At 73.3% G+C, this 25,358-nt stretch carries 18 protein-coding genes; 2 read left to right on the top strand and 16 right to left on the bottom strand.

Annotated elements, in window-relative coordinates; all coding sequences use genetic code 11:
- Positions 1 to 36 precede the first annotated feature (36 nt).
- Positions 37 to 543, bottom strand: coding sequence for a transcriptional regulator NrdR (gene nrdR / locus ACFZAX_RS02325; RefSeq protein ID WP_327178357.1), 507 nt, complete (start codon positions 541 to 543; stop codon positions 37 to 39).
- A 572-nt stretch (positions 544 to 1,115) separates the two neighbouring features.
- Between nrdR and lexA the strand changes: the two genes are divergently transcribed.
- Positions 1,116 to 1,913 carry a transcriptional repressor LexA gene (lexA, locus tag ACFZAX_RS02330; protein WP_386888532.1) on the top strand — a complete coding sequence of 266 codons (798 nt, stop codon included), beginning with the start codon at positions 1,116 to 1,118 and terminating at the stop codon, positions 1,911 to 1,913.
- Between the two features lie 241 nt (positions 1,914 to 2,154).
- Here lexA and ACFZAX_RS02335 read toward each other — a convergent pair whose 3' ends face one another.
- The 5 genes from ACFZAX_RS02335 to ACFZAX_RS02355 all read right to left on the bottom strand — a co-directional run bounded on the left by ACFZAX_RS02335 (position 2,155) and on the right by ACFZAX_RS02355 (position 10,392).
- Positions 2,155 to 4,125, bottom strand: coding sequence for a helicase C-terminal domain-containing protein (locus ACFZAX_RS02335; protein WP_390958226.1), 1,971 nt, complete (start codon positions 4,123 to 4,125; stop codon positions 2,155 to 2,157).
- A gap of 85 nt (positions 4,126 to 4,210) precedes the next feature.
- Entirely contained in the window at positions 4,211 to 6,100 is a 1,890-nt protein-coding gene (locus ACFZAX_RS02340; RefSeq protein WP_390958228.1) for an IucA/IucC family protein, read from the bottom strand.
- Positions 6,101 to 6,160: 60 nt separating this feature from the next.
- Complete coding sequence (locus ACFZAX_RS02345; RefSeq protein WP_390958230.1) at positions 6,161 to 6,886, bottom strand: GNAT family N-acetyltransferase; 726 nt, start codon at positions 6,884 to 6,886, stop codon at positions 6,161 to 6,163.
- 226 nt (positions 6,887 to 7,112) lie between these two features.
- The gene (locus tag ACFZAX_RS02350; protein WP_390958232.1) at positions 7,113 to 8,984 is read right to left on the bottom strand and encodes an IucA/IucC family protein; all 1,872 of its coding nucleotides are present in this window, start codon (positions 8,982 to 8,984) and stop codon (positions 7,113 to 7,115) included.
- A gap of 28 nt (positions 8,985 to 9,012) precedes the next feature.
- Positions 9,013 to 10,392 carry a diaminobutyrate--2-oxoglutarate transaminase family protein gene (locus ACFZAX_RS02355; RefSeq protein ID WP_390958233.1) on the bottom strand — a complete coding sequence of 460 codons (1,380 nt, stop codon included), beginning with the start codon at positions 10,390 to 10,392 and terminating at the stop codon, positions 9,013 to 9,015.
- A gap of 404 nt (positions 10,393 to 10,796) precedes the next feature.
- Between ACFZAX_RS02355 and ACFZAX_RS02360 the strand changes: the two genes are divergently transcribed.
- Entirely contained in the window at positions 10,797 to 12,020 is a 1,224-nt protein-coding gene (locus ACFZAX_RS02360) for a trypsin-like serine peptidase (RefSeq protein WP_390958235.1), read from the top strand.
- A 90-nt stretch (positions 12,021 to 12,110) separates the two neighbouring features.
- On the opposite strand, the gene hflX is transcribed toward ACFZAX_RS02360, so the two are convergent.
- The 10 genes from hflX to ACFZAX_RS02410 form a co-directional block, all read right to left on the bottom strand.
- Positions 12,111 to 13,631, bottom strand: coding sequence for a GTPase HflX (gene hflX / locus ACFZAX_RS02365; protein WP_390958237.1), 1,521 nt, complete (start codon positions 13,629 to 13,631; stop codon positions 12,111 to 12,113).
- Between the two features lie 45 nt (positions 13,632 to 13,676).
- Positions 13,677 to 15,326 (bottom strand): M1 family aminopeptidase, encoded by a 1,650-nt coding sequence (locus ACFZAX_RS02370; RefSeq protein WP_390958239.1) that lies wholly within the window; start codon positions 15,324 to 15,326, stop codon positions 13,677 to 13,679.
- A 155-nt stretch (positions 15,327 to 15,481) separates the two neighbouring features.
- Positions 15,482 to 17,482, bottom strand: coding sequence for an HD domain-containing protein (locus ACFZAX_RS02375; protein WP_390958241.1), 2,001 nt, complete (start codon positions 17,480 to 17,482; stop codon positions 15,482 to 15,484).
- A 148-nt stretch (positions 17,483 to 17,630) separates the two neighbouring features.
- The gene (dapF, locus tag ACFZAX_RS02380; RefSeq protein WP_390958242.1) at positions 17,631 to 18,506 is read right to left on the bottom strand and encodes a diaminopimelate epimerase; all 876 of its coding nucleotides are present in this window, start codon (positions 18,504 to 18,506) and stop codon (positions 17,631 to 17,633) included.
- 33 nt (positions 18,507 to 18,539) lie between these two features.
- Positions 18,540 to 18,977 (bottom strand): hypothetical protein, encoded by a 438-nt coding sequence (locus ACFZAX_RS02385; protein WP_390958408.1) that lies wholly within the window; start codon positions 18,975 to 18,977, stop codon positions 18,540 to 18,542.
- A 562-nt stretch (positions 18,978 to 19,539) separates the two neighbouring features.
- A complete protein-coding gene (locus ACFZAX_RS02390) occupies positions 19,540 to 21,075 on the bottom strand; it encodes a DUF885 family protein (RefSeq protein WP_390958244.1) in 1,536 nt (511 codons plus the stop codon).
- Positions 21,059 to 22,276 carry an ATP-grasp domain-containing protein gene (locus ACFZAX_RS02395; RefSeq protein WP_390958246.1) on the bottom strand — a complete coding sequence of 406 codons (1,218 nt, stop codon included), beginning with the start codon at positions 22,274 to 22,276 and terminating at the stop codon, positions 21,059 to 21,061. Before ACFZAX_RS02395 ends, ACFZAX_RS02390 begins: the two co-directional genes overlap by 17 nt.
- A gap of 3 nt (positions 22,277 to 22,279) precedes the next feature.
- The gene (locus ACFZAX_RS02400; RefSeq protein WP_390958248.1) at positions 22,280 to 23,599 is read right to left on the bottom strand and encodes an MFS transporter; all 1,320 of its coding nucleotides are present in this window, start codon (positions 23,597 to 23,599) and stop codon (positions 22,280 to 22,282) included.
- A gap of 13 nt (positions 23,600 to 23,612) precedes the next feature.
- Positions 23,613 to 24,155, bottom strand: a complete 543-nt coding sequence (locus ACFZAX_RS02405) for a cupin domain-containing protein (RefSeq protein ID WP_390958250.1) — start codon at positions 24,153 to 24,155, stop codon at positions 23,613 to 23,615.
- A complete protein-coding gene (locus ACFZAX_RS02410) occupies positions 24,152 to 25,357 on the bottom strand; it encodes an acetyl-CoA carboxylase biotin carboxylase subunit family protein (RefSeq protein WP_390958252.1) in 1,206 nt (401 codons plus the stop codon). Before ACFZAX_RS02410 ends, ACFZAX_RS02405 begins: the two co-directional genes overlap by 4 nt.
- Position 25,358 lies beyond the last annotated feature (1 nt).

Consider the following 25,358-nt stretch of genomic DNA (forward strand, 5'->3'; position numbering starts at 1 on the left):
CCGACCGGCAGACCTCAGCCGGAGGGCGTGTACCACTCAGTGGGCGGGAACGGAGGGAGCGGGGACCTCTGGGGTCTCCCCGCCCTCTCCGGCGGGAAGCCGCCGTTCGCGCAGTTCCGCGATGGCGGCCTCGAAGTCTTCGAGCGAGTCGAACGCCCGGTACACGGACGCGAAGCGCAGGTACGCGACGAGGTCGAGTTCCCGCAGGGGGCCGAGTATGGCCAGCCCCACGTCGTGGGTCGTCAGCTCGGCGCTCCCGGTGGCGCGCACCGCCTCCTCGACCCGCTGGCCGAGCTTGGCGAGAGCGTCCTCGGTGACCGGCCGCCCCTGGCACGCCTTGCGGACGCCGGAGATGACCTTGGTGCGACTGAAGGGTTCGGTCACCCCGCTGCGCTTGACGACCATGAGCGAGCAGGTCTCCACCGTGGTGAACCGGCGGGAGCAGTCGGGGCACTGCCTGCGGCGCCGGATCGACGTGCCGTCGTCCGTCGTGCGACTGTCGACGACCCTGCTGTCGGGGTGCCTGCAGAAGGGGCAGTGCATGGTTCCCAAGCCTCCTTCACGGCACGAGTAGTAAGCCTCACAGCGCCCTGGCGGGGCCCTTCGAAGCAGTCACCAGCATAGGGGATTCCCGGCGCTTGTCCGGACCGGGGACCACAACCTCTGGGCGACCCGGGCCATCCAACCACTAGATCTAGGGTTTCACTCGGTTTCGGCCCCAGGCGTGTCGGACCGGCCCGGGACACCCGGGCCGGGCACGGCCAAGGCACGAGAGTACGGGAAACGCCCGCACCCCGGGACGCCGGGTGGCACCCCTTCCGACGCGCCCACGGGGGGCCGGCGGGACCTCCGGGGCGGCTCTCGCGCACAGCCCCGGGCGCACCGGCGGGCGCGCCGAGGAGAGGCCCGCGGAGGACCCCGCGACCACGGGGCGAAAAATGCGGCGGTACCGTTATGAACCGAATTCACGAGCCGCCCGCACTCGAGCGCATACACCCGGCCACAAAGGCACGGCAGGCCTTTATTCGTTTTTCACTCGAACGTGTGTTTGGCGCAACCTTTCGAAAGCTACTACCGTTGTGCCAGCCAGGGAGAACATTTCGAGAGGGGCCGATGTGACCACCAGCGCCGACAGTGCCACGATCACTGCCCGGGACCACCGCTCTCCGAGCCGACCTGAGCCGGTGCATGCAATGAATGACTCTGTCACGAACCCGGACGGGCCGGAGCCCCCCAGGGCCGCGCGCTCCTTGCCCGGGCGCCCCCCTGGCATCCGGGCAGACAGTTCGGGCCTCACCGACCGACAGCGGCGGGTCATCGAAGTCATCCGCGACTCGGTGCAGCGCCGGGGCTACCCACCGTCGATGCGGGAGATCGGGCAGGCCGTCGGCCTGTCCAGCACTTCGTCGGTGGCCCACCAGCTCATGGCCCTGGAGCGCAAGGGTTTCCTGCGCAGAGATCCGCACCGCCCGAGGGCGTACGAAGTCCGGGGCTCGGACCAGCCCATCTCGCAGCAGACGGACACGACCGGCAAGCCCGCCGCCTCGTACGTCCCTCTGGTCGGCCGGATCGCGGCCGGTGGTCCGATCCTCGCTGAGGAGTCGGTGGAGGACGTCTTCCCGCTCCCGCGCCAACTGGTCGGTGACGGCGAGCTGTTCGTGCTGAAGGTCGTCGGCGACTCCATGATCGAAGCCGCGATCTGCGACGGCGACTGGGTCACTGTACGCCGCCAGCCGGTCGCCGAGAACGGCGACATCGTCGCCGCCATGCTGGAGGGCGAGGCCACGGTCAAGCGGTTCCGCCGCGAGGACGGCCACGTCTGGCTGCTCCCGCACAACGCCGCGTACCAGCCGATCCCCGGTGACGAGGCCACCATTCTCGGCAAGGTCGTGGCGGTGCTGCGGCGCGTCTGAGCCGCTGCTCGGCAACCTACCCCGGAAGACCCGGCCCTGGCGCACAGAGCCCCGGTGAACCCCCCGAAGACGTACGGGCGGCCCCACCGGGGCTCTGTGCTGCGCGGGCCCGCTCATGGGCCCGCGCCGGGCCCCGTAAGCGGGTCGGGGCCCAGCGCTCGGGCGGCGCGCGGCGGACGCAGGGTCCGCGAGAAGCTCAGGCACCCCGGTGCACGGAGCGGCGCGGTCCGCGCGCCGGAGGTCAGCGCCCCTCGGCCTTCGCCGCCGCGTCGATCGCCGCCAGGGACCGGCGGACCTGGTTGCGGTCCGTGGTGTACCAGAAGTCGGGCAGCGAGGCCCGCAGATAGCTGCCGTACCGGGCGTTGGCGAGACGGGGGTCCAGGACCGCCACGACGCCCTTGTCGCCGGTGGCCCGGACGAGCCGGCCCGCGCCCTGCGCCATCAGCAGCGCGGCATGGGTGGCGGCGACCGCCATGAAGCCGTTCCCGCCCGCCTGCTCGACCGCCTTCGAGCGAGCACTCATCAGCGGGTCGTCGGGCCGGGGGAAGGGGATGCGGTCCATGACCACGAGCTGGCAGCTCGCGCCCGGCACGTCGACTCCCTGCCAGAGCGACAGGGTGCCGAAGAGGCAGGTCTCCGGGTCGGCCGCGAAGTTCTTGATCAGCTCGCCGAGGGTCTCCTCGCCCTGCAGCAGGATCGGCTTCTCCAGCCGCTCGCGCAGCACCTCCGCCGCCGCCTGGGCCGCACGCATCGAGGAGAACAGCCCGAGCGTGCGCCCGCCCGCGGCCTCCATCAGCTCGGCCAGCTCGTCCAGCATGTCGGTGCGCGAGCCCTCCCGGCCGGGGGTGGCCAGGTGGCGGGCGACGTAGAGGATGCCCTGCTTCGGGTAGTCGAAGGGCGAGCCGACGTCCAGCCCCTTCCACTGCGGGACGTCCTCCCCCGCGGTGCCCTCGGGGGCGAGGCCCAGAGAGGCCCCGACGCCGTTGAAGTCCCCGCCGAGCTTCAGGGTGGCCGAGGTGAGCACCACCGAGCGTTCGGCGAAGAGCTTCTCGCGCAGCAGCCCCGAGACGGAGAGCGGCGCCACCCGCACGGACGCGCCGAACCGGTCGTGCCGTTCGTACCAGACGACGTCCCATTCGGAGTGCTGGGTGATCCGCTCGGCCACCGCGTGGACCGACTCCACGGAGGCCATCGCCTGCTTGCGCACCGCGTCCTCGTCCGTGACGGACTTGTCACGGGTGGAGCCGAGCGCGGAGATCACCGTGCGGGCGGCGTCGCGCAGCGCCATCAGCGCGTGGTCGAGGTCCTCGGGGACCTCTTCGAGCCGGCCGGGCAGGGCCAGCTCCATGACGCGCTCGAACCCCTCGGACGCGGTCTGGAGCGCGTCGGCCGCCTTCTCGTTGACCAGTCTGGCGGCGCGGCGCACCGCGCGGTTGACCTGGCCGGGCGTGAGCTCGCCGGTCGCCACGCCGGTGACCCGCGAGACCAGTTCGTGCGCCTCGTCGACGATGAGCACCTCGTGCGACGGGAGCACCGGCGCGCCTTCGATGGCGTCGATGGCGAGCAGGGCGTGGTTGGTGACCACGACGTCGGCCAGCTTCGCCCGCTCCCGGGCGGACTCCGCGAAGCACTCGGCGCCGTACGCGCACTTCGACGCGCCCAGGCACTCCCGGGAGGAGACGGAGACCTGGGCCCAGGCACGGTCCGAGACACCGGGGGTCAGGTCGTCGCGGTCGCCGGACTCGGTCTCGTCCGACCAGTCCCGCAGCCGGAGGAGGTCCTGGCCCAGCTTGCTGGACGGCGCCGCCGCCTCGAACTGGTCGAAGAGCCCCTCCTCCTCGTCCTGCGGCATGCCCTCGTGGAGACGGTGCAGGCAGAGGTAGTTGGAGCGGCCCTTGAGCATCGCGTACTGGGGGCGGCGGCGCAGCAGCGGGTGCAACGCCTCCACGGTGCGCGGCAGGTCCCGCTCCACGAGCTGGCGCTGGAGGGCGAGCGTGGCCGTCGCGACCACGACCCGCTCCCCGTGCGCCAGCGCGGGGACGAGATAGCCGAGGGACTTGCCCGTGCCCGTGCCGGCCTGGACCAGGAGGTGGGAGTTGTCGTCCACGGCCCCGGCGACGGCCTCGGCCATCGCGGCCTGGCCGGGCCGTTCCGAACCGCCGACGGCGGAGACGGCGGCGTGGAGGAGCTCGGTGAGGGATGGCTTCGTCATAGCCGCACCAGCCTACGGCGCGACAGTGACAGCGGCGCTCACTCCCGGACGGACCGGCGGATCGCTCCGGGACGGATCGTGCGGATCACTCCTGGACGGATCCGGCGAAGTGCAGCGGATTCGGGACCAGGCCGTGGACGGCCGCGTGCGGGCGGTCCGGGCGGTCCCGGTAGCCGTCCACCAGCAGGCGGTTGCGGTTGAGACAGAGGCGCTCGATCTCCGGCGTCAGCATGTCGAACATCTCGAACCGGTCCTTGAGCTCGGGAAACCGGGCGTGGTGGCGCAGGACCTCGGCCCGGACGAGTGACCAGAATTCACCCTCGGTAACCCCCAGCTGCTCCTCGCAGAGCGGCGACAGGTAGCGGAAGACGCCGACGAAGAGCCCGGAGTGGATGAACTGGGTGAGGAAGCAGGGCTCCTCGGTCAGCAGGACGGCGCGCACCTCCGCGGGCATGGTGGCGTGTTCGGGCAGCGGGTGGGCGCTGATGTTGACGTCGTCGACGAAGTCCTTGATCGCGAGCCGGACGGGCACGTCCCGTTCGTCGAAGACCACGATGGCGTTCTCGCCGTGCGGTGAGAACACGGTCCCGTACCGGTAGAGGAAGTGCAGGAGCGGCGGGAGCAGGGCGGAGAAGAGGCGGACCAGCCAGTCGCGGGGGGCCAGCCCGGAGCGTTCGACCAGTTCGGCGGTGAAGGCGCGGCCGTCGGGGTCGGTGTGCAGGAGGGAGGCGAGGGTACGGGCCCGCTCCCCGGCCGCCAGCCTCGGCGGCAGCGGCTCGCGCCAGATCGCGCCGAGGATCTCCTTGAACTGGTACGGCACTTCGGGCAGCCGGTCGTAGAGCGGGTGTTCCACCGCCACGGAGGCGACCTCGCCGAGCAGGATCACCGCGCAGGTGTCGCGCAGGAAGGGGTCGGAGTCGCAGAGCCCCTGGACCCAGCCGGTGACGGCGGGGGCGGCGAGGGTGCGCTCGGTGGGCAGTCCCCGCCAGACGAGGGTGTTGAAGATCGACAACGGGAGCTTCACCGTGAAGCGCTCGGGGCGCCCCACGTTGGCGAAGGTCCGGATGGACTGCTGCGGCAGCCGCAGATCGCCGTCGTCGTGCAGGGGGACGATGTCGTCCGCGGCGATGGCGGGGGCGTAGAGCGGCACGATCCACTCGTCCCACTGCCAGGGGTGGACCGGCAGATAGACGTACGCGCTCGGGTCCAGCCCGCGGTCGGCGAGCCGGGCCGCGAAGGCCTCCCGTACCGAGGGGTCGAGCTCGCGGGCGTACAACTGGTCGGGGGTGGCGAGCGCGGGTACGCCGCGGTAGCCGGCGATCCGGGTGCTGACGGCGATCCACGGGAGGGTGGTGGTGGCCCGCGCCTCCGGGTTGAAGCGGGCGGCGTCGCGGGCGGAGAAACCGAGACGGCCCTTGTTGGCGACGAGCCACGGGTGGCCGGTCTGGTGGCCTTCGAGTTCGGCGTAGCCGAGTTCGGCGAGTTCGCCCGCGCCGAGGGCGGTGTGGGCGAGGTGCGCGTCGGAGGCCAGGGTGCTGGTGAGTTCGCGAACGAGGTGCCCGAGGGTGGCGCCGTCCAGGCGGAGGAGGCCGCGGGCGCGGGTGAGGAAGAGCAGCGGGTCGCGGAACGGCCGCCCCTGCGCCGGGCCGCCCGCATCTTCTTCGCCATCCTCCGGCCGGGGTGTCTCGCGGACCGAGGAGGGATCGACGCGCCAGCTGCCGTACACCCCGCGGCGGGCCCGGAAGGCGAGGGCGGCACCGTCGTCGAGGAGCAGGACGTACGGTTCGCCGGTGCCGTCCGTGGTGACCGGCGGCTGCTGCGGGAGCGGCGTGAGGATCTCCTCGTAGGCGAACTCGCCGAGCATCTTCGCGAGCAGCCGGGCCGCGACCCGGTCCCAGACGGCTCTGTTCAGTTCCGGGCGGTCCGGGAGCTGCTGGCGCCCCGCCGGTTCAGGGCTCACGGGATATTTCTGCACGGGGACTCCTCGGGACGGAACCGATGGGGTTCGAGCGGTGTGCGTGCTTCGGCGTGTTCTTCACAGGTGGTCTCGGTGGGCTCGGTCGCGGACCATCAGGGCGGCCTTCTTCTCGGGCAGTTCGAGTTCGGCGGAGAAACGGAATCCGGCGCTCAGAAAGGCCGAGACGGAAGGGGTGTTGCGCAGGTCGGGTTCCGCGACGACGCGTGCGCAGGAGGGACGGTGGTCGAACACGAGGTCGGCCACCGCGCGCAGCAGGGTGGTGCCGGCCCGCCGGCCCCGGTCGGTGACCCCCCCGATCAGCAGGTGCACCCCGGTGTCGTGGGGGCGGGCGGGGTAGTGGCGGGCGAGCGGGTCGAGGTCGGCGCGGTAGATCTCCCAGTAGCTCATCGCCCTGCCGTCGAGTACACCCAGGCACGGGACGCTCCGCCCGTCGCCTTCGAGTTGCGCGGCGAGATGGCGCGCGGTGATCTCCTCGGGCCCGGCGAGCTCCCAGAAGGCGGCGACGGCCGGATCGTTCATCCAGCGGGTGACGACGGCGAGGTCGCGCTCGAGCCGTACGGGGACGAGCTGGAAGATCCCGCTGGGGGTGGTGACGGGGCGCCAGCCGCCGGGCGCGTCCAGCAACGGCGAGGCGGCGGGACCGTCGGCGGGCGGGGTGTCCGCGGCGAACAGGGCGAGCAGTTCCTCGGTGAGACGCAGGTCCAGGGTGTCCTCGACGGCGGTGGCCGGGGCGGGTCTTCGGCCCGCCCCGCCGGTGGTCCTGGCGTCCTCCGCTCTCGTCATCCTGGGATCTTGTCCGTCGGCGGCCTTCCGTGAAACCGTTCCGGCTGCCCGGTTCCCGGGCGTCTCGGCGGATGGCACAGCGGCGTTCTCCTCTCCTGGGTACCGGCGGGTCCGGTGCCCGGGCCTCTTCCGAACCGGCGGGAGTCCCGGCCCGGGCTTCGGGCCGGGACTCCCCGGTCGGCGAGCGGGCGGGGACCCGGGCCCGGGTCCCGTAGGTGCCGTGCGGTCAGGAATGCAACGGGTTGGTGATGGTGACGTACACGGACTGGGTGTCGACGGGACCGACGAGTTCGTCCATGCCGTTCAGCCGGGTCAGCAGATTCGCCTTGCAGCGCAGCCGGGTGGTCTCCAGGAGGTACGCGGGAAGGGGCGAGCCCATCGGAGCGGTGGAGCGCAGGAAGCGGCGGAACGCGTCGAGCAGGAGGCGTTCGTCGGCGAGGTGCTGGGAGCCGAAGGCGCCGATCAGCCCGAGGACGTTGTTGATGCCGAGGTAGTAGGCGAACCGTTCGTCGGTGACGGCGTCGGAGACGAAGGTGTCGCTCGCGCTCCCGATACCGGGCAGCCGGCGGTCGAGCGCGTCCCGGTGGGACTCGCGGAAGTAGTACCCCTGGTTGTCGCGGTACCGGCCGCCCACGGGCCAGCCGTCCGCGTCGAGCACCACGAGGGTGTTCTGCTGATGGGCCTCCAGCGCCACCCCGGCGTTCGCGTCGAGCCAGAGGACGGGGCGTACGACGCGGTCGAGGTAGCGCAGGAACCACTCCGCGCCGACGGCGCCGACGGTGCGTCCGGTGCGCTCGGCGAGCCGGGAGACCGTCTCCGCCAGGCGTGAGCGCATCGCGGTGCGGCCTCGCCGGGGCCGGACGGCGGTGAGGCCCGCGACGCAGAGGGCGTCGTCGTGCGGGCCGAAGGGGTTGTCACGCAGGACCACGTCGAGTCCCTGGACCGGGTTGCCGTCCTTGCTGTCGACGGCGAGCCACGCCGGGTCGCGGACGATGTCGAACCCGGGGTGGGCCCGGCGCCAGTCGGCGGACAGGCCGCCGCTGAGGAGCCGGTGCACCTCCGTGCCCCGGTGGAGCTCCTTGCGGAGGTTCTCCCGGCGGGAGTTGGTGATGCGTACCCCCAGCGAGAGCTTGAGCATGACGCCGGCGCCCGGCCGGTAGACGGTCCGCACCGAGGAGGTGGGGTGCCAGCGTCCGCCCGCCTCGCCGAGGTCGTGCAGGAGGCCCGCGTCCAGGAGTTCGGTGACCTCGGTGCGGCGCCGCAGCTCTTCGGCCTGCCAGGGGTGGACCGGCAGGGCGACCGTGCCCTCGGGCAGGCGCAGCCCGTCGGTGAGCGGGGCGATGAGCTCCTCGGCGGTGACCGGGCGGCCGTCGCGGGTCCAGGCGGAGTCGGTGGCGAGCACGCAGCGGTCGACGGCCATCCAGTGGAGCGGGAAGCTGCCGTGGAGTTCGGGCGAGTAGAGCCGGGCCTCCGACTCCGAGAGCCCTTCGCGGCTCTTGGGCGTGGGGTGGAGCGGGTGTCCGTGGAGCAGGGACTGCTCGGCGGCGAGGAAGGGGTCGGTGCCGGGGGGCTCCTCGGGCGTACGGCGCCGCTGGGTGAGGAATGCGGTGGTGTGGCGTACGGAGTCGGCGACCCGGCCCACGAGTTCGGCGGCGGCGTGCCGGTCCCCCTCGCGGCAGAGCAGGGCGGCGACGGTGACCGCGTCGGCGGACGGCGATCCCGCGGGGGCGCCTTCGAGGACGGGCGGCCCGAAGCGGTGGTGTCCGGTGGGCGACCAGTACAGGACCGGCACGAGGAGGGCGGTGCCGCTGGCCGGAAGGGGGATGCGCAGGGTGTCCCGCTCCGGGCGGGGCAGGTCCCTCTCCCGCGCCCAGCAGCGCAGCAGGCTCTCGGCGCCCGCGACGTCGGCCGCGCGGTACGGGTCCGGATCGTCCAGCGGGTCCGCGTGCGGGGCCGGGGCGCCCTCGTCCTCGTGGTGGCCGGCCTTCTGGCGGGGAACGGTCGTCGCCTCGGCCGTACGCGGGCCGAGCGGCGCTTCCTGCCCTCGGAGCTGGCTGGTGAGAGGGGTGTCGGCCTCGGGCGCGGGGGTGGGGTTCACGGCTTCTTCCTTGTGAGGGGTTGCGGGGTCAGCGGAGCGACCCGGCGGCGGCCCGCCGGTGCGGCGAGCCTTCTGCGGCTTGCAGCGCGTCGGCGAGGCGGTCGAGGACCGCCGTCGCCTGTTCGTCGGTGAGGGTGAGGGGCGGCAGCAGCCGGATGACGGCGTCGTGGCGCCCGCCGAGCTCGACGATGAGGCCGCGGCGCAGGCACTCCTGTTGTACGGCGACGGCGAAACCCGGGTCGGGCGGGGGCGCGCCGCCGTCCTGTTCGGGGGCGGCCTCGGGGTCGACGAGTTCGACACCGATCATCAGGCCGCGCCCCCGGACGTTCCCGATGGCGGGGTGGTGCCCGGCCAGCTCGCGGAGCCGGCCGAGCATGCGCTCGCCGAGTACGGCGGCGCGTTCGGCCAGGCCGTTCTCACGGACGTACGCCAGGGTGGCCGCGCCCGCCGCCATGGCGAGCTGGTTGCCGCGGAAGGTGCCGGCGTGGGCGCCGGGCTGCCAGAGGTCGAGCGAGGAGCGGTAGACGATCACCGCGAGGGGCAGCGAGCCGCCGATCGCCTTGGAGAGCACCATCACGTCGGGGACCACCCCGCTGTGCTCGACCGCCCAGAAGCGGCCGGTCCTGCCGACGCCGGTCTGCACCTCGTCGGCGATCAGCGGGATGGAGCGGTCGGCCGTGATCCGGCGCATCCGGCGCATCCAGGCGTCGGGGGCGGGGTTGACCCCGCCCTCGCCCTGCACGGGTTCGAGGATCATGCCGGCCGGGGCGGGGACACCCCCCTTGGGATCGTCCAGCAGGTGCTGGGTCCAGTGGGCGGCGATCTCGGCGCCCCGGTCCCCGCCGATCCCGAAGGGGCAGCGGTAGTCCTGCGGGAAGGGCAGACGCGTGACGCGCACCTCCTGGGCGCCGCCGGACGCGTCGAGCGCCCCGGAGGTCATGCCGTGGTAGGCGCCGGTGAAGGCGAGGAGTCCGGTGCGGCCGGTGGCCGCGCGCACCAGCTTGAACGCGGCCTCGACGGCGTCGGTTCCGGCGGGTCCGCAGAACTGGATGCGGGCGTCGCGGGCGAGTTCGCCCGGAAGCGTGGCGAACAGCTCGGTGGTGAAGGCGTCCTTCACGGGGGTGGCGAGGTCGAGGACGTGCAGCGGTGCGCCGGAGTCGATGACCTTGCGGATGGCCTCCAGCACCACGGGGTGGTTGTGGCCGAGCGCCAGGGTGCCCGCGCCGGAGAGGCAGTCGAGGTATCTGCGGCCGTCGGCGCCTTCGATGGTCAGCCCGCGTGCCCGCACGGGCACGATCGGCAGGGAGCGCGCGTAGGTGCGCGCCGCCGACTCGCGCAGCGACTGGCGGCGCAGAATGCCCTCGTGCGCCGCGGGCAGGGCCGCCGGTGCTGATTCGGTCACGGCCACGGCTGTTGATCCTCCTGCGTTCACGGTTGCGTTGCACGTCGTCGGGTCGCCCGGGAGTACGTTCTCCCGGCGGCGGAGTGCGCGGGTGAACTACGAGCGTGTGTCCCCCGTACGGACCAACGAGCCGATGGGCCGGGGATCACGGGTAAATCGGAAGATCCTTGCGGGCGGCCGGTCCTGACGGAGCGGAACCGCGGCCCTGCCCGGCGCGGTCTTCGGGAGCACCGGCATAGTAGAGGCCGCTCAGCATAGGGCCGTTGCCCGACCGGGCGCCGGGGAAGGGGCGTTCACGAGCCGCCCGTGGCCCGCCCGACGCGGAGCCGCAGGCCCGGCAGGCAGGGCACACCGGGGCGACCGGAGTGCCGTAGCAGCGACGAACGACGAAGTCCCAGGGGGATCACCAGATGCGACCCATTCACCCGATCGATGCCGCCCGGAACGGAAGGGGCGGGCGCCGCAGGTCCTCGTCCGTGCTGACCGCCGCCGCCCTCGCGACGGCACTCGCCCTCACCGCGACCGCCTGCGGGCCGGAGGACGACGGCGCGGCCAAGGAGCCCAGCGGTTCGGCCGCCGCGTCGTCGGACGGGAAGATCGTCATCCCGGACGAGTTGAAGGACCGGCTCAAGGCGCACGGGATCGATCTCGACAAGTGGCGGAACGGCGAGTGGAAGAACTGGGACAAGGACCAGTGGCTCCGTGAGGCGAAGGACTACGTCAACCCGATCATCGAGAACCTCTGGAACCCGGAGCGGATGCGGGACGCCGACCCGGCCCCGGAGCAGCCCGTCGCCGACGACATCTCCGGCGACGAGGGCGTGACCGACCCGACACCCGCCGTCCGGGAGGCCGTCGAGGCGCAGGCCCCGTACCACGACAGCGTGCCGGAGAGCGGCAAGCTGCTGTTCGACGGTCCGGAGGGCTCGATGGTCTGCTCCGCCACGGTGGTGAAGGACCCGGCGCACCCGGGCAAGTCGAACCTGGTGTGGACCGCCGGGCATTGCGTGCACGCGGGCAAGGAGGGCGGCTGGTACCGCAACATCGCCTTCGTCCCCGGGTACAACGACAGCGGCATGGAGACGGCGAAGCTGGAGACCGCGTCGAAGGAGGAGATCGCTCCGTACGGCGTGTGGTGGAGCGACTGGGCCTCCACCTCGGACCAGTGGATCGCGCAGGGCGCGTCCACCGGCGGCCAGGGCGCCCCGTACGACTTCGCCGTGCTGCACGTGACGCCGGAGACGGGGGCGACGGGCAAGTCGCTCGAGGAGACGGTGGGCTCGGCGCTGGCGGTCGACTTCGACGCGCCCGCGGTCTCCGGGATCCCGTCGCTGACGGCGACCGGCTACCCGGCCGCTCCCCCGTACGACGGGGAGAAGGCGTTCCGGTGCGACGACGCCCCGGGCCGGCTCTCGGTCTTCCAGGACCAGCCCACGATGTACCGCATCGGCTGCACGATGACCGGGGGCGCCTCGGGCGGCGGCTGGGTCGGCGAGGGCGCCGACGGCAAGCCCGCCCTGTTCTCGAACACCTCGATCGGCCCGGTCACGGCGGGCTGGCTCGCGGGACCGCGCCTGGGCAAGGAGGCGAAGGCGGTCTACGACGGGGTGAGCCGGAAGTACGCGGGCCAGTGACCGCGGTGGCCCTCACGCCGGAGGCCCGGCCGTTCCCCTGGGGGAGCGGCCGGGCCTCCGGTGCGAGCGACTCCGGTGCCTGGTCTGCGGTCAGTGGGCCGCGAGGACGAACACCGCGAGTTCCGCGGCGAGTTCCTCGTGGACGCGGGCCTTGAGCAGGGTGCCCTCCGCGGTGTGCTCCTCGGAGATCACCTCGCCGTCGGCGTGCACCCGCGAGACCAGGGCGCCCTGGATGTACGGGACCAGGGCCTCGATCTCCACGGACGGCCGGGGCAGTTCGGCGTCGATCAGCGCGAGCAGCTCGTCGATCCCGGCGCCGGTACGGGCGGAGACGGCGATGGCGTGCCGCTCGGCGCGCATCAGCCGCGCCAGGACCAGCGGGTCGGCCGCGTCCGCCTTGTTGATCACGACGATCTCGGGGACGCCGGTGGCGCCGACCTCCCGGATCACCTCGCGGACGGCGGCGAGCTGCTCCTCCGGGACGGGGTGCGAGCCGTCCACCACGTGCAGGATCAGGTCGGAGTCGCCGACCTCCTCCATGGTGGAGCGGAACGCCTCGACCAGGTGGTGCGGCAGGTGGCGTACGAACCCGACGGTGTCGGCCAGGGTGTAGAGCCGGCCGCTGGGCGTCTCGGCCCGGCGGACGGTCGGGTCCAGGGTGGCGAACAGGGCGTTCTCCACCAGGACGCCGGCCCCGGTCAGCCGGTTGAGCAGGGAGGACTTGCCGGCGTTGGTGTAACCGGCGATGGCGACCGAGGGCACCTTGTTGCGCTTGCGCTCCTGCCGCTTGATCTCGCGGCCGGTCTTCATCTCCGCGATCTCCCGGCGCATCTTCGCCATCTTCTCGCGGATGCGGCGCCGGTCGGTCTCGATCTTGGTCTCACCGGGACCACGCGTGGCCATGCCGCCACCGCCGCTGGAGCCACCGCCACCCATCTGCCGGGAGAGCGACTGACCCCAGCCTCGCAGGCGCGGCAGCATGTACTGCATCTGCGCCAGGGAGACCTGCGCCTTGCCCTCACGGGACTTGGCGTGCTGGGCGAAGATGTCGAGGATCAGCGCGGTCCGGTCGACCACCTTGACCTTGACGACGTCTTCGAGGTGGATGAGCTGGCCGGGGCTGAGCTCACCGTCGCAGACGACGGTGTCGGCACCGGATTCGAGCACGATGTCACGCAGCTCCAGCGCCTTGCCGGAGCCGATGTACGTGGCCGGGTCCGGCTTGTCGCGGCGCTGGTAGACGGCGTCGAGCACCTGGGCGCCCGCCGTCTCGGCCAGTGCGGCCAGCTCCGCGAGGGAGATCTCCGCGTCGTGCACGGTCCCGGAGGTCCACACACCGACGAGCACCACACGCTCCAGACGGAGCTGCCGGTACTCGACCTCGGTGACGTCCTCGAGCTCGGTGGAGAGGCCGGCCACGCGTCGCAGCGCGGCACGCTCGGAGCGGTCGAACTGGTCGCCGTCCCGGTCTCCGTCGATCTCGTGGCTCCAGGCGACGTCCTCTTCCATCAGGGCGTCGGCCCGAAGGCTCTCGGTGGCACGTGCGGAGGCGGACTCCGTGGCGCTCTGCGCGTCCCGCGCGTCCTGGGGAAGGGAAGAAGAGGAGGTCATTGGATCCTTACGTCGAAGATTTCTCGTGGTGACAGTCACAACGCGTCACACCCCCGGATGATTCCCGAGGGAATTCACCGGTCCTGGCCGCGTTGCCGACCCTGATACTGGCATGCGCCCGCCGGGCCCGTCATGCGGGTTTCCCCGTGGCGCCACGGACCGGGCCGGCCGGCCGGCCGGCGGGGCCGTGTGCGAAGCCGGCTCCGGAGCTGTCGTGGTCGGAGCGGGCTCCGGGGCCGTCGCCGTCGGGGCGGCGCCGTGCCAGTCCGGGTGGCCGGGCATCGCGGGGGTCTTCGCCCCGTAGAGCCAGCCGTCCAGGAACCCGGAGAGATCGCGTCCGGCCTCGCGCGACGCGAGCCGCACGAAATCCGCCGTGGTGGCGGACTCGTCGCGATGCCTGCGCACCCACGCGCGCTCCAGCCGGTCGAAGGCCTCGGCACCGATCTCCTGGCGCAGCGCGTAGAGCACGAGGGCGCTGCCGTCGTAGACCACCGGCCGGAACAGGTCGAGCTTGTGCCCGGCCGTCGGCAGGGCGGGCCGGGCCGGGGGCCCGCCGGCCGCGCGCCAGCCGTCGGAGTGGGTGTACGCGTCCCGCATGCGCCGCTCCAGCGCCGGGCCGCCCCGCTCCGCCGCGTAACGGGCCTCGTACCAGCTCGCGTGCCCCTCGTTGAGCCAGAGGTCGGACCAGGACGCCGGGGAGACGCTGTCGCCGAACCACTGGTGCGCCAGCTCGTGGACCATGACCGAGTCGACGTACCACCCGGGGTGCGTGGTGCCGGTGAAGAGCCGGCGCTCGAAGAGCGACAGGGTCTGGGTCTCCAGCTCGAAGCCGGTGACCGAATCGGCCACCAGCACCCCGTACGTCTCGAAGGGGTACGGGCCGACCTGCCGCTCCATCCACTCCATCTGGCCGGGGGTCCGGCTCAGCCAGGGTTCCAGGACCGCCGCGTCGGCCGCCGGGACGACGTCGCGCAGCGGCAGGCCCCCGGGGCCGTCGCGGTGCAGGATCGCGGAGGTGCCGAGGGAGACCTGGGCGAGCTCGGTGGCCATCGGGTGCTCGGTGCGGAACGTCCTGGTCACCGTGGTGCCCCGGTGGCGCTCCCCGGCCGGGAGTCCGTTGGCGACGGCCGTGAGCTGCTCGGGGGTGGTGATCCGGAACGTGAAGTACGCCTTGTCGGCCGGATGGTCGTTGCAGGGGAAGACCCGGTGCGCGGCGTCGGCCTGTCCGGCGAGGGCGAGGCCGTCGCCGGTGCGGACCCACCCGCCGCTGTCCGTGCCCTGGTCGGGGTCGCTGGTGTGCCGGACGGTGATGCGCACCGGCACCCCGGCCGGCAGCGGCGCGACCGGGGTGACGACGAGGTCCTCGTCCTCGCCGGTGAACCGGGCGGCCAGCCCGTTGACCGCGACCGAGTGGACTTCGCCCCGGGCGAAGTCGAGGTTGATCCGGTCCAGCGGCTCGGTGGTACGTGCCCTGATGTCGGTGACGGCTTCCAGCGGGTCGGTGTTGCTGCCGTCGTAGTCGAGGGCGATGTCGTACGAGAGGACGTCGTAGCCGGGGTTGCCGAGCGTCGGGAAGAGCCGGTCCCCGATTCCGAGGGGGCCGTTTCCGAGCGGGGCGGGCGGTGCGGCGGCGATCAGGCCGGCCGACGCGGCGGCCAGCAGGACGGTGCGCAGGCGGCGGGAGGTGGGCGGCATGGATCACCGCTATCAGCGGCCCGCGCCCCGCCGGGGGGCGACGCGCGGTCGGGCCACCCGAACGAGGTGGCCACCGGGACCGCCCGGCGGCGGGGCCGCCCGGTCCGCCGTCGGCCCGACGCACGCGCGTCGCCCGACGCCCGCCCGCCGGCCCGTCAGGCGCGGCTGACGTCGTAGACCCCGGCGACGTCCCGCATGGCTCGCACCAGGGCGGGCAGCCCGTCCGCGTCGGTGAGTTGCAACGTGTAGGTGTGCCGCACCCGTTGCTCGCTGGGCGGCTCGACGGTGGCGGAGACGATGGCGGCGTCGGCGGTCGCGATCGCCTCCGTGAGGTCGGCGAGGAGCCGGGGGCGCCCGAAGGATTCCGCGACCAGGGTGACCAGGCCTTCGGGGGCCCCGTCGCCCGCGCCCCGGGCTGCCGGGGCCTCCCGGGAGTGCGCCGGAGGCCAGTCCGGCCCGTCGGCGTCCCCGTTGCCGCCGGACTCCGCACCGGCCGGGCCGTCGGTGTACGGGCCGTCGGTGCACGGGGCGTACCGCGCGTCCTCGGCGTCCTGCGAGGCGGCGTCCTCCGGGTGCGCGTCGAACCAGCCGGCGATCGCGATGCGCGCGGCGGGGGTACGGGCGTGGTCGAGCCATTCGCGGGAGGGGCCGGAGGCGGTGTCCCGGGCGAGCAGCAGCTGCACGGTGTCGCCGTCCCCCAGGGCGGTGGCCAGCGTCGCGAGGCGGCCGTTGACCCGCGCGCCGATACAGCGGTGCGCCCCGTCGCCGTACTGCGCGTAGGCGGCGTCCACGCAGCTGGCGCCGGCCGGGAGCACGAGGGTGCGTCCGTCGGTGCGGAAGACGGTGATCTCGCGGTCCTCGGCGAGGTCGGCGCGGAGCGTGCTCCAGAAGGTGTCCGGGTCGGGCGCGGACTCCTGCCAGTCGAGCAGCCTGGAGAGCCATCCGGGCCGGGTGGGATCGGCGCGTTCGCCGTCGGCCGGTCCACCGTCGGCCGGTTCCTCCCCGGCGGGGGCGGTGGCGTCGGGGGCGTAAGGATTGCCGAGGGCGACCACGCCCGCCTCGGCGACCTTGTGCATCCGGTGCGTGCGGATGAGGACTTCGGCGACCGCGCCGCCCGGGCCGACGACCGCGGTGTGCAGCGACTGGTACAGGTTGAACTTGGGGGCGGCGACGAAGTCCTTGAACTCGGAGATCACCGGGGTGAAGCAGGTGTGGAGTTCGCCGAGGACCGCGTAGCAGTCCGCGTCTTCGCCGACCAGCACCAGAAGCCTGCCGAAGTCGGTGCCACGCAGCTCCCCCCGTTTCATCCGGACCCGGTGCACGGAGACGAAGTGGCGTGGTCTGATGAGGACTTCGGCGGCGATGCCGGCCTCGCGCAGGGTGCTGCGGACGTTCTGCGCGATGGTGGCGAGAGGGTTCTGCCCGCTCTCGGACTCGGCGATCAGTGTCTGGGTGTGCGCGTGTTCCTCGGGGCGGAGGATGGCGAAGACGAGGTCTTCCAGCTCGGTCTTCAGTGCCTGCACACCGAGGCGTTCGGCGAGCGGGATGAGGACGTCGCGGGTGACCTTGGCGATCCTCGCCTGTTTCTCCGGGCGCATCACGCCGAGGGTGCGCATGTTGTGGAGGCGGTCGGCGAGTTTGATCGACATGACCCGGACGTCGTTGCCGGTGGCGACGAGCATCTTGCGGAAGGTCTCGGGTTCGGCGGCGTCGCCGTAGTCGACCTTCTCCAACTTCGTTACACCGTCGACGAGATAACTGACCTCCTCGCCGAACTCCTCGCGCACCTGATCCAGCGTCACCTCGGTGTCCTCGACCGTGTCGTGGAGCAGAGAAGCCGTCAGAGTCGTGGTCTCGGCGCCGAGTTCGGCGAGGATCAACGTCACGGCGAGCGGGTGGGTGATGTAGGGCTCGCCGCTCTTGCGCATCTGGCCGCGGTGGGAGGACTCGGCGAGGACGTAGGCGCGGCTCAGGACGGAGAGATCGGCGTCCGGGTGATGCGCCCGGTGCGCCTCCGCCACATGGCCGATCGCGTCCGGCAGCCTTCCCCGGGAGACCGGGCCGAGGAGCGCCACCCGGCCGAGTCTGCGCAGATCGATCCGGGGGCGGGAGCGTTTGCGGACGGGGAAACCTGGGCTGGCGGCCTCTGCACTCATGGGCACCTCCGGCGACGTCGACCGGCGATGAGAGGCGGACCTTGATGTCCCCGGGCCGGTGCTTGATGCTACCGACCCCACCACGCAGGGCAGTCCGCCTCTCGCGCAGCGTGAAGCGGATCACCCGTTCGAGCGAAACGTTGTCGGGTTATCGTCCGAGCAGCGATTCGATCCACTCCGCGTCGAGTACCCCTTCGGCGACGATGACGGCGGGGCCGGTCATGTCGATGGCGCCGTGCGGGTGTTCCGTGATCACCAGCGTGCCGCCGGGCAGGTCCACGGTGTACGTGACGGGCGTTCCGGTCACCGCGGGGTCGATGCCGTCCCGGCGGGCCGAGGCGACGGCGACGGCGCAGGCACCGGTGCCGCAGGAGCGGGTCTCGCCGGATCCGCGCTCGTGCACCCGCATCGCGACGTGACGGGTGCCCCGGCGGACGACGAACTCGATGTTGACGCCTTCGGGGTAGACCGCCGCGGGACCGTACGCGGGCTCGACGAAGAGGTTCCCGGCGTGCGCCAGGTCGTCCACGAAGGCGACGGCGTGCGGGTTGCCCATGTTGACGTTGCGCGCTTCCCAGCTCCGGCCGTCCACGGTGACGGTGACGCCCTCGGCGGGCAGCTCGGCCGCTCCCATGGAGACGGTGATGTCGCCGTTCTTGGCGAGGTGCACCCGCTTGATCCCGCCGCGGGTCGCGATCGCGAGGTCCCCCGCCTCGGCCAGCCCGGCGCGCTGGAGGTGGCGGGCGAAGACGCGCACGCCGTTGCCGCACATCTCGGCGATCGAACCGTCGCCGTTGCGGTAGTCCATGAACCACTCGGTCCTGTCCGCCATGGCGCGGGCCTCCGGGTGGGCCGCGGACCGCACGACGTGCAGCAGCCCGTCCCCGCCGATGCCGGCCCTGCGGTCGCAGAGCCGTGCGACGGCGGCCGGGGGCAGGTCGAGGCGGTTGTCCGGGTCCGGAATGATCACGAAGTCGTTCTCGGTGCCGTGACCCTTGAAGAAGGTGATCTGCTCGGTGCTCACAGAGCAACTGTACGGGCGCCGGGGTGTGCGCGGTCAGCGCAGGCGGGCCACACGCCAGACGGCCAGGCCGACGAGGGCGAGCACGAGCACCCCGTAGAGCGCGATCACCCGCCAGTCGGGGCGGGTGCCGGAGCCCCTGGCGGGCAGGCCGGGCCAGGTGTGGCCGACCCGGCGGGCGGCCATCATGCCCCAGCCGGCGGCGCAGCCGCTGATCAGCAGGCCGAGCATGGCGACGACGGCCCCGCCGTCGCCGAACTCGAAGGCGAGCGGGAACGCGAACATCAGCGAGCCGATCGCGGCGAGGACCACGATCGGGGCGAGCTGCCAGATCCGCAGCCGGCGGGCCGGCCTGAGCTCGACCTCGACCTCGGGCGTCACGACGCTCTCGTCGGGCAGGTCGGAGTTGAGCCTCTCGGCGGCGAGCCGTCGCTCCGCCGCCTCCCGCTCCGTGTCACGAGGGCCGGCCTCCATCGCCACGCGCCCTCCCGACTCGGACTTCCTGTATCGATCGATGCTCGATGATGGCACGCCCGCACGGGCGGAAAGGACGCGCGGAGCGTCCCGATGCCATCACGTGATCAGGCTGTTATAGCTCCCCTTTCAGGGTTTATGCAGGTCAGACGCCTGCCGCCGGTCGGCGAGCCGGCAGCGGCCGACCATAGCCCCAGGTCAGCGCCCGATTGACCGGTCGCGGACGGGCCGGGGCAGGATCCGTCCCGCCCCCTGTCGAACACGCTTGCGCGGGGTGCGGGTGGCCTCTTCGATCCAGCCCCGCGAGGGCCGCGGGCCCTCCAGCCGCCCGCACCTGAGGGAGAACCTCGGCACGATGGCCTTCGAGGAGCACGCGCAGGCGTGGTTCGCCTACGGGCGCGGTCCTGCCGGCGGCGCGACAGCACGACCCGGCACGGGTCCTCCCCGTGGTGACGCCTTCGACGAAGACGCGCGCCTGCGCGCGATCGCCGGTCGCGCCCCGGGGCCCCACACACCGCCAAGTCCCCTTCGGGCGCAAGATTTTGGCCCGCCCGCGGTGGCGTCAGACGGCGCGTGGCACGGCAGCGGCCAGGTCCCCCACGACGGCCCTCGCCAGCAGGCCGACCGGAGGCATGCCGAGCGACAGGAGCGCGTCGTGGAAGCGGCGGTGCGTGTAGCCGCCGGCCCAGTGGGCGCGGGCCAGGTCACGGACCCGCAGGATCTCCGTCTTGCCCAGGGTGTAGCGGCCGTACGTGGGCTCGACGGCACCGCGCAGGGCCTCGGCGCGCGCCGAGCGGCCGCGCAGGAACGCGTCCGCCTCGAAGCGCGCCGCGGCCTCGGCGACCGTCATGGCGCCCGTGTGCAGGCCCAGGGAACAGGTCAGGCGCGTCACGCGGAGCAGCGCCTCCAGGGCCATGCCGATGACGTAGCGGGGGTCGTCGGCGCGAAAGCCCTCCTCCGCGTACAACTCCTCGGCGTAGTGGGCCCAGCCCTCGACGAACGCCGGCGACTCCAGGGACCTGCGCACGTCGCTGGTCAGGGCGCGCAGGGCGCGGCCGTGGGCGTAGTGGCCCGGGGTGACCTCGTGGACGGTGATGGCGGGCAGGGAGGTACGGCTGAAGACGGAGAGCCATTCCTCGGCCTCGCTCGGCGGCCACGCCGGGTCCGGGGGGACCACGTAGTACCAGCTGGGGGCGTCCTGCTCGTAGGGCGCGGACCACGACATCATGGCCTGCGCGTAGGCGCGGGACGCCGGGGCCGGGCCCACCCGGCACTCGCCGCCCGGATCCGCGATCAGGTCGCGGGCCACCGCGAAGGACGTCACCTCGGACAGCAGGGCCCGCGCCTGGGCGAACACGCCTTCTGCGGTGGTCGGGTGGTCCTTCATCAGGGCCGGGACGACCTGGCGTACGCGCGCACCCGGGGCGAGGCGTTCCACCGCCTGCTCCAACAGGGTCCACAGCCGCGCCCGTTCGCGGTCCGCGGCGTCGGTCAGCGCGGCGGTGCCGTACGTCGTCCCCTCCCCCGCACCCAGCAGGCGCAGGAAAGCCGCCTCCCCCAGGGCCGCCGACGCGACGCCGGTGTCCGCCGCCCGCTCGACGTGCGCGACCAGGCGCCTCGCGGCGGCCAGGGCCTTCTCGTCACCGGTGGCGTCCTGGGCGAGGCCGCGCAGGGAGGGGAGGGCCGCGCGCGCGACGGGGGCCGGCACCCGGTCCAGGGCCGTCACGGCGTTGTCCACCGCTTCCGGCCAGGCCGCCAGGTGCTCCCGTCGGGCGCGCCGACGGTCCTCGGCGGGCGCGTACGCGCGGTCGTAGCAGGCCAGGTCCATGGCGGCCAGGTGCAGCAGCGGGTCGCGGCGGTGCAGTTCCGCTTCGGCGAAGCGGGCGCGCAGTCCGTCCTCGTGGACCTCCAGCACCTCGGCGTCGAACGCGTCGGCGGGCGCGGGGCCCTTGCCCAGGCGGGAGAGGGCCGCCGCGACGCCGGCCGGTGACAGGTCCTGGAGCGTGCCGTCGTACGTGTGCAGTCCCGCGTACTCGCGGGCGTGGGCGAGGTCGAGTTCCACTGCGGCGCGGACCCTGGGGTCACGGAGTCCCGTCATCGGGGCGTCCTCCCGGGCGGGTCACCACGCGCAGCGTCGAGCGCACGTCGTCCAGGGCGACTTCGAGCACGCCCGGGTCCGGTGCCGAGAGCAGGACGTGGCCGACACGTTCGACCGAGGAGCGGGCCGGGGCGACCGTGTCGCCCGGGGCGGCCGTCACCTGCGCCGCCACGACGTGCGGGTGGGCCAGGATCTCGTCGAGGCCGCGGATCGCGGTGACCGTGCCGGGGCGGGCCGCCGGGAGGTAGCCGGCGGTGCGCCGCAGGGGGGCGGCGGGCGGTGCGGGCAGCTCGGCGTCGAGGGCCAGGCGTACGACCATCTCGTACCAGTCGATGCCGTAGGCGTCACCGAGCAGGTCCATCAGGTGGTCGCCCGGTGTGCGTACCGCGACCTCCATGACCGCCGGGCCCCTGGTGGTGAGGCGGAACTCCAGGTGGACGATGCCGGTGTCCATGCCGAGGGCGTCGAGGACGGCGGTACCCAACTCGGTGACCGTCGCCCGGGTGGCGGCGTCGACGTCGGTGGCGACCCGGTGGGCGACCTCGACGAAGTACGGCGGCCCGGTGGTCTCCTTGGCGGTCAGGTTGGCGAACCAGACCTTCCCGTGGCGGACCAGCGCCTCCCAGCTGTACTCGGGGCCGGCCGCCGCGCGCTCCACGAGGAGGCGGCCCTCGGCGTCCCTGCGGGCCACCGCGTCCTCGAACGCGCGGCGGTCACCGACGAGTTCGACGCCCGCGCTGCCCGCCGAGGACAGTGGCTTGACGATCACCGGGAAGCGACCGGCGGCCCAGTCGCGGCTGTCGCCCAGCCGTTCGGTGACCAGGAACTCGGGCTGGCCGATGCCCGCGGCGGCGAAGCGGCCCCGCTGGAGGGCCTTGTTGCGGGAGAGCACGGAGGCCCGCAACGACGGTCCGGGCAGGCCGAGTTCGTTCTGCACGAGTGCTGCGGCCAGGACGTGGGGTTCACTGAAGGCGACGACCCCGTCGGGGCGCGTGTGGCGTACCGCCTCACTGGCGGCCTCGTACCACAGCTCGTCCGAGCCGCCCCGGCAGACCGTGACCTCGTCGGCGAGTCCGGCGAGCGCCTCGGCGCGGGGCGCGGTCTCGACCGCGTGGACCCGTACGCCGAGCCGCCGGGCGGCGGTGATGTAGGGCCGTCCGGTCATTCCCACCCCGACCAGCAGTAGTCTCTGCCCGTGCATGGATCACCTCTCCAGTGTTGATTCGTCCGGCTCGCGGACGTGCTCGTGCGGCTCGCGGACGTGCGGCTCGTCCGGCTCGTCCGGCTCGTGCGGCTCGTCGGCCGGCAGCCCGCGCCCGGCGGCCGCCGCGATGAAGACCACCGCCGACCCGGCGACCGCGAAGCCCGCCGCCAGGGCCACCCAGCCGCCCAGCCCCTGCCCGGCGACCGCCCAGGTGATCAGCGCCGGGCCGACGGCCGAGGCGGCGCTGGTGCCGAGTTCGTAGACCGACAGGTGGTAGGCGCGCGACTGCGGCGGGGAGAGCGCGTACGACAGGCGCCAGGCGCCGACCGACTGCCAGATCTCGCCGAGCGTGAGCGTCACCGTGGCGAGGGCGATCAGCGCGGTCGCCGCGACCGGGCCGACCTCGGCGGTCAGGGCCGTCAGCAGGCAGCACGCCGCCAGGCACCAGCCCGCCCTGCGCTGGCGCCGGGCGGCGTTGCGCAGGCCGTCGGCGCCGCCGCTGAGGCGGACCTGGAGCAGGATGACCAGGGCGGTGTTGAGGACGACCAGGCCGCCCAGGACCCAGGTGGGCGCCTGGGTGCGGGTCGCGATCCACAGCGGAAGGGCGGCGGCGAGCAGCACCGAGTGCAGGAACAGCACTCCGTTGAGGAACGCCAGGGCCAGGAAGCGCGGGTCGCGTACGCGGGTCGGGGGCGCTCCGCTCCCCCCGGTGCGCGGGGAGCGGACGTTGGCGGTCGCGGGCAGGCGCGACAGTACGCTCGCGGCGGCGAAGAAGGTCAGGGCGTCGACGAGCACGAGCGCGGAGAAGGCGGGGACGCTGTTCATCGCCAGGACCAGGGAGGCGAGCACGGCACCCGCGCTGAAGCCCACGTTGCGCACGGACGCGATCACGGCCATGGTGCGGACCCGGTCGGCGTCGGTCTCGACGGCGCCGACGATGCCCTGGACGATCGGTCCGCCGCCCCACTCGGCGATGCCGATGAGGAAGGCGACGACGTAGAAGACCTCGGGTTCGTGGGCGAAGGGATAGACGCAGAAGCAGGCGCCTCGCCACAGGTAGAGGCCGACGATCGCGTTCCTGCCGCCGATACGGTCGGCGAGCTTGCCGGTGGGGACCATGCCGAGGAACCCGGCCAGGCCGGTCAGGGACAGGCCGATGCCGACCTGGACGGCGGACAGGCCGAGGGCGCGGGTGAAGAACAGGGCCGAGCCCGCGAGGAAGAGGCCGGTTCCGAGGGAGTCGACGAGCGACGCCGCGACGAGGCGGCGGGCGCTGCCTCCGGCGGGCAGCCACGACCGGACTGCGGCGTTGGGATCCATGGGTCTTCTCCGGTCAGCGGTCGCGTGCGGCGCCGACGCCGACGAAGCACATGAGGGCCGCGACGGTCCCCCGGTTGTGCCACGTGTGGCGGGTGCCGTGCTGGACGACGCAGGTGCCCGGGGTGACCAGGACCTCCTTGCCGTCGTCGAGTTCGAGGTGGAGTTCGCCCTCCAGGCAGATGCCGTAGTCGAGCGTGTCGGTGGCGTGCATGCCGGTGCCGCCGGGTTCGAAGACCTCCCACAGGCCCGGCAGCCGCTCCTGGACCTCCGCGGCGAGCGCCTCCGGGTCGCCGGTCGGGGCAGGCACGGACTCGTCCGGCTCGTAGCGGGCGAACAGCAGCCGGGTGCCGCCGACGCCGGCGAAGAAGGGCAGGTGCACGGGCTCGGGCAGGCCGTCGCCGACCTGGGCGCCGCCGTCCGGGGTGCCCCAGGCGAGGTGGAAGCGGGAGCCGGGCCAGGCACCGACGGTGATGCCGGGGACGGGCGCGTCGGCGGCGACCACGGAGGTGCCGTCGGCCGTACGCGCGGCCACGACGAGGCGGGGCTCGATGGTCATCTCGGGTCCTTTGCGGGTTCCACCGTCACCGAGGCGAAGAGGCCGGTGAGGAAGCGTTCCAGTACGGGCGTGGGCGCGGGGCCGACGACGCCTGCGAGGGGGATGTCGGCGTCCGCGTAGGTGAGGGCCGCCGTGACGGGTTCGTGCGGAGCGCGCTGCACCCAGCGGTGGACGACCGGGTCGTCGCGGAAGAGCTTCTCGCCGTCGATCCGGCAGTGGGTGGAGCCGAGGGTGTGGCCGGGGACGACGAACCAGCCGTAGCGGGCGTCGGGGGCGACGGCCGGGGGCTCGGGCACGCCGGCCGACTCGCCCGTCAGGAGCCGGAGTTGGACGGAGGCCAGGTGGACGCCGGTGGCCAGCTCGAAACTGTCGGCCACGTCCGCTCCCCCGACGCGCGCGCCGACTTCCAGGAACACCGGGCCCCGCGGGGTCTCGACGGCTTCCAGGTGGAAGGGCCCGTCGGTGATGCCGACCGCGCGCAGACAGGCGAGCGTGAAGTCGACCGTCGCGGGCGGCGTGTCGATCTGTACGGACCCCAGGGGCGCACCCTGGGCGTAGCCGAGGCAGGTGCCGAGGTACCGGCTCGCGACGACGGCCAGCGGGCGGCCCCCGGCGACGGCTCCGTCGATGTGCACGATGGGGCCGTCGACGAACTCCTCGATCTCGAAGTCGTCGACGTCCACGGGCAGCGAGCCGTCGCGCACGGCGGCGAGGGCGGCGTCCGGCGTCGGGTACGTGGTGATGCCCTCGCTGGACGCGCCCGCGAGGGGCTTGAGGACGCTGCGGCCGGTCCACTCGACGCCATGGGCGAGGGCCCGGGCCAACGGGGCGTAGCGCGGTGTGCGCAGGCCCGCGGCGGCGACGGCCGCCTTCATGACGACCTTGTCCCGGGTGGGCAGGACGTCGGCGACGCGCGGGCCGGGGACGTCCAGGACCTCGCGGACCCGGGCGGCGGGCAGCAGGTCGTACTCGGACAGGGCGACGACGAGGTCGGGGCGGGGGAGGTCGCGGACCGCGTCGATGACCTCGGCCGCGGTGTCGCCGGTGCCGGGGCGTTCGATGCGGCGGGCCGGGACGCCGGCGGGGAGGGTGGCGGCCCGTTCGGGGACGCTGACATAGGTGATCTGGTGGCGCGTGTGGTCGAGGTTGCGCGCGTACCGTACGAACGAGTCGGGCACCCGGTGCATGACGAGGACGCGCATC

This window comes from Streptomyces sp. NPDC008125 (genome assembly GCF_042957125.1).
Classification (GTDB): Bacteria; Actinomycetota; Actinomycetes; order Streptomycetales; family Streptomycetaceae; genus Streptomyces.

What these genes read in the sequence shown, in the direction of transcription:
- ACFZAX_RS02410 (WP_390958252.1), bottom strand. Translation starts at nt 25,357, where the DNA reads ATGCGCGTCCTCGTCATGCACCGGGTGCCCGACTCGTTCGTACGGTAC.
- nrdR (WP_327178357.1), bottom strand. Translation starts at nt 543, where the DNA reads ATGCACTGCCCCTTCTGCAGGCACCCCGACAGCAGGGTCGTCGACAGT.
- ACFZAX_RS02390 (WP_390958244.1), bottom strand. Translation starts at nt 21,075, where the DNA reads ATGACGGGACTCCGTGACCCCAGGGTCCGCGCCGCAGTGGAACTCGAC.
- ACFZAX_RS02345 (WP_390958230.1), bottom strand. Translation starts at nt 6,886, where the DNA reads ATGACGAGAGCGGAGGACGCCAGGACCACCGGCGGGGCGGGCCGAAGA.
- ACFZAX_RS02405 (WP_390958250.1), bottom strand. Translation starts at nt 24,155, where the DNA reads ATGACCATCGAGCCCCGCCTCGTCGTGGCCGCGCGTACGGCCGACGGC.
- ACFZAX_RS02370 (WP_390958239.1), bottom strand. Translation starts at nt 15,326, where the DNA reads ATGCCGCCCACCTCCCGCCGCCTGCGCACCGTCCTGCTGGCCGCCGCG.
- ACFZAX_RS02385 (WP_390958408.1), bottom strand. Translation starts at nt 18,977, where the DNA reads ATGGAGGCCGGCCCTCGTGACACGGAGCGGGAGGCGGCGGAGCGACGG.
- ACFZAX_RS02360 (WP_390958235.1), top strand. Translation starts at nt 10,797, where the DNA reads ATGCGACCCATTCACCCGATCGATGCCGCCCGGAACGGAAGGGGCGGG.
- ACFZAX_RS02395 (WP_390958246.1), bottom strand. Translation starts at nt 22,276, where the DNA reads ATGCACGGGCAGAGACTACTGCTGGTCGGGGTGGGAATGACCGGACGG.
- ACFZAX_RS02375 (WP_390958241.1), bottom strand. Translation starts at nt 17,482, where the DNA reads ATGAGTGCAGAGGCCGCCAGCCCAGGTTTCCCCGTCCGCAAACGCTCC.
- hflX (WP_390958237.1), bottom strand. Translation starts at nt 13,631, where the DNA reads ATGACCTCCTCTTCTTCCCTTCCCCAGGACGCGCGGGACGCGCAGAGC.
- ACFZAX_RS02335 (WP_390958226.1), bottom strand. Translation starts at nt 4,125, where the DNA reads ATGACGAAGCCATCCCTCACCGAGCTCCTCCACGCCGCCGTCTCCGCC.
- ACFZAX_RS02400 (WP_390958248.1), bottom strand. Translation starts at nt 23,599, where the DNA reads ATGGATCCCAACGCCGCAGTCCGGTCGTGGCTGCCCGCCGGAGGCAGC.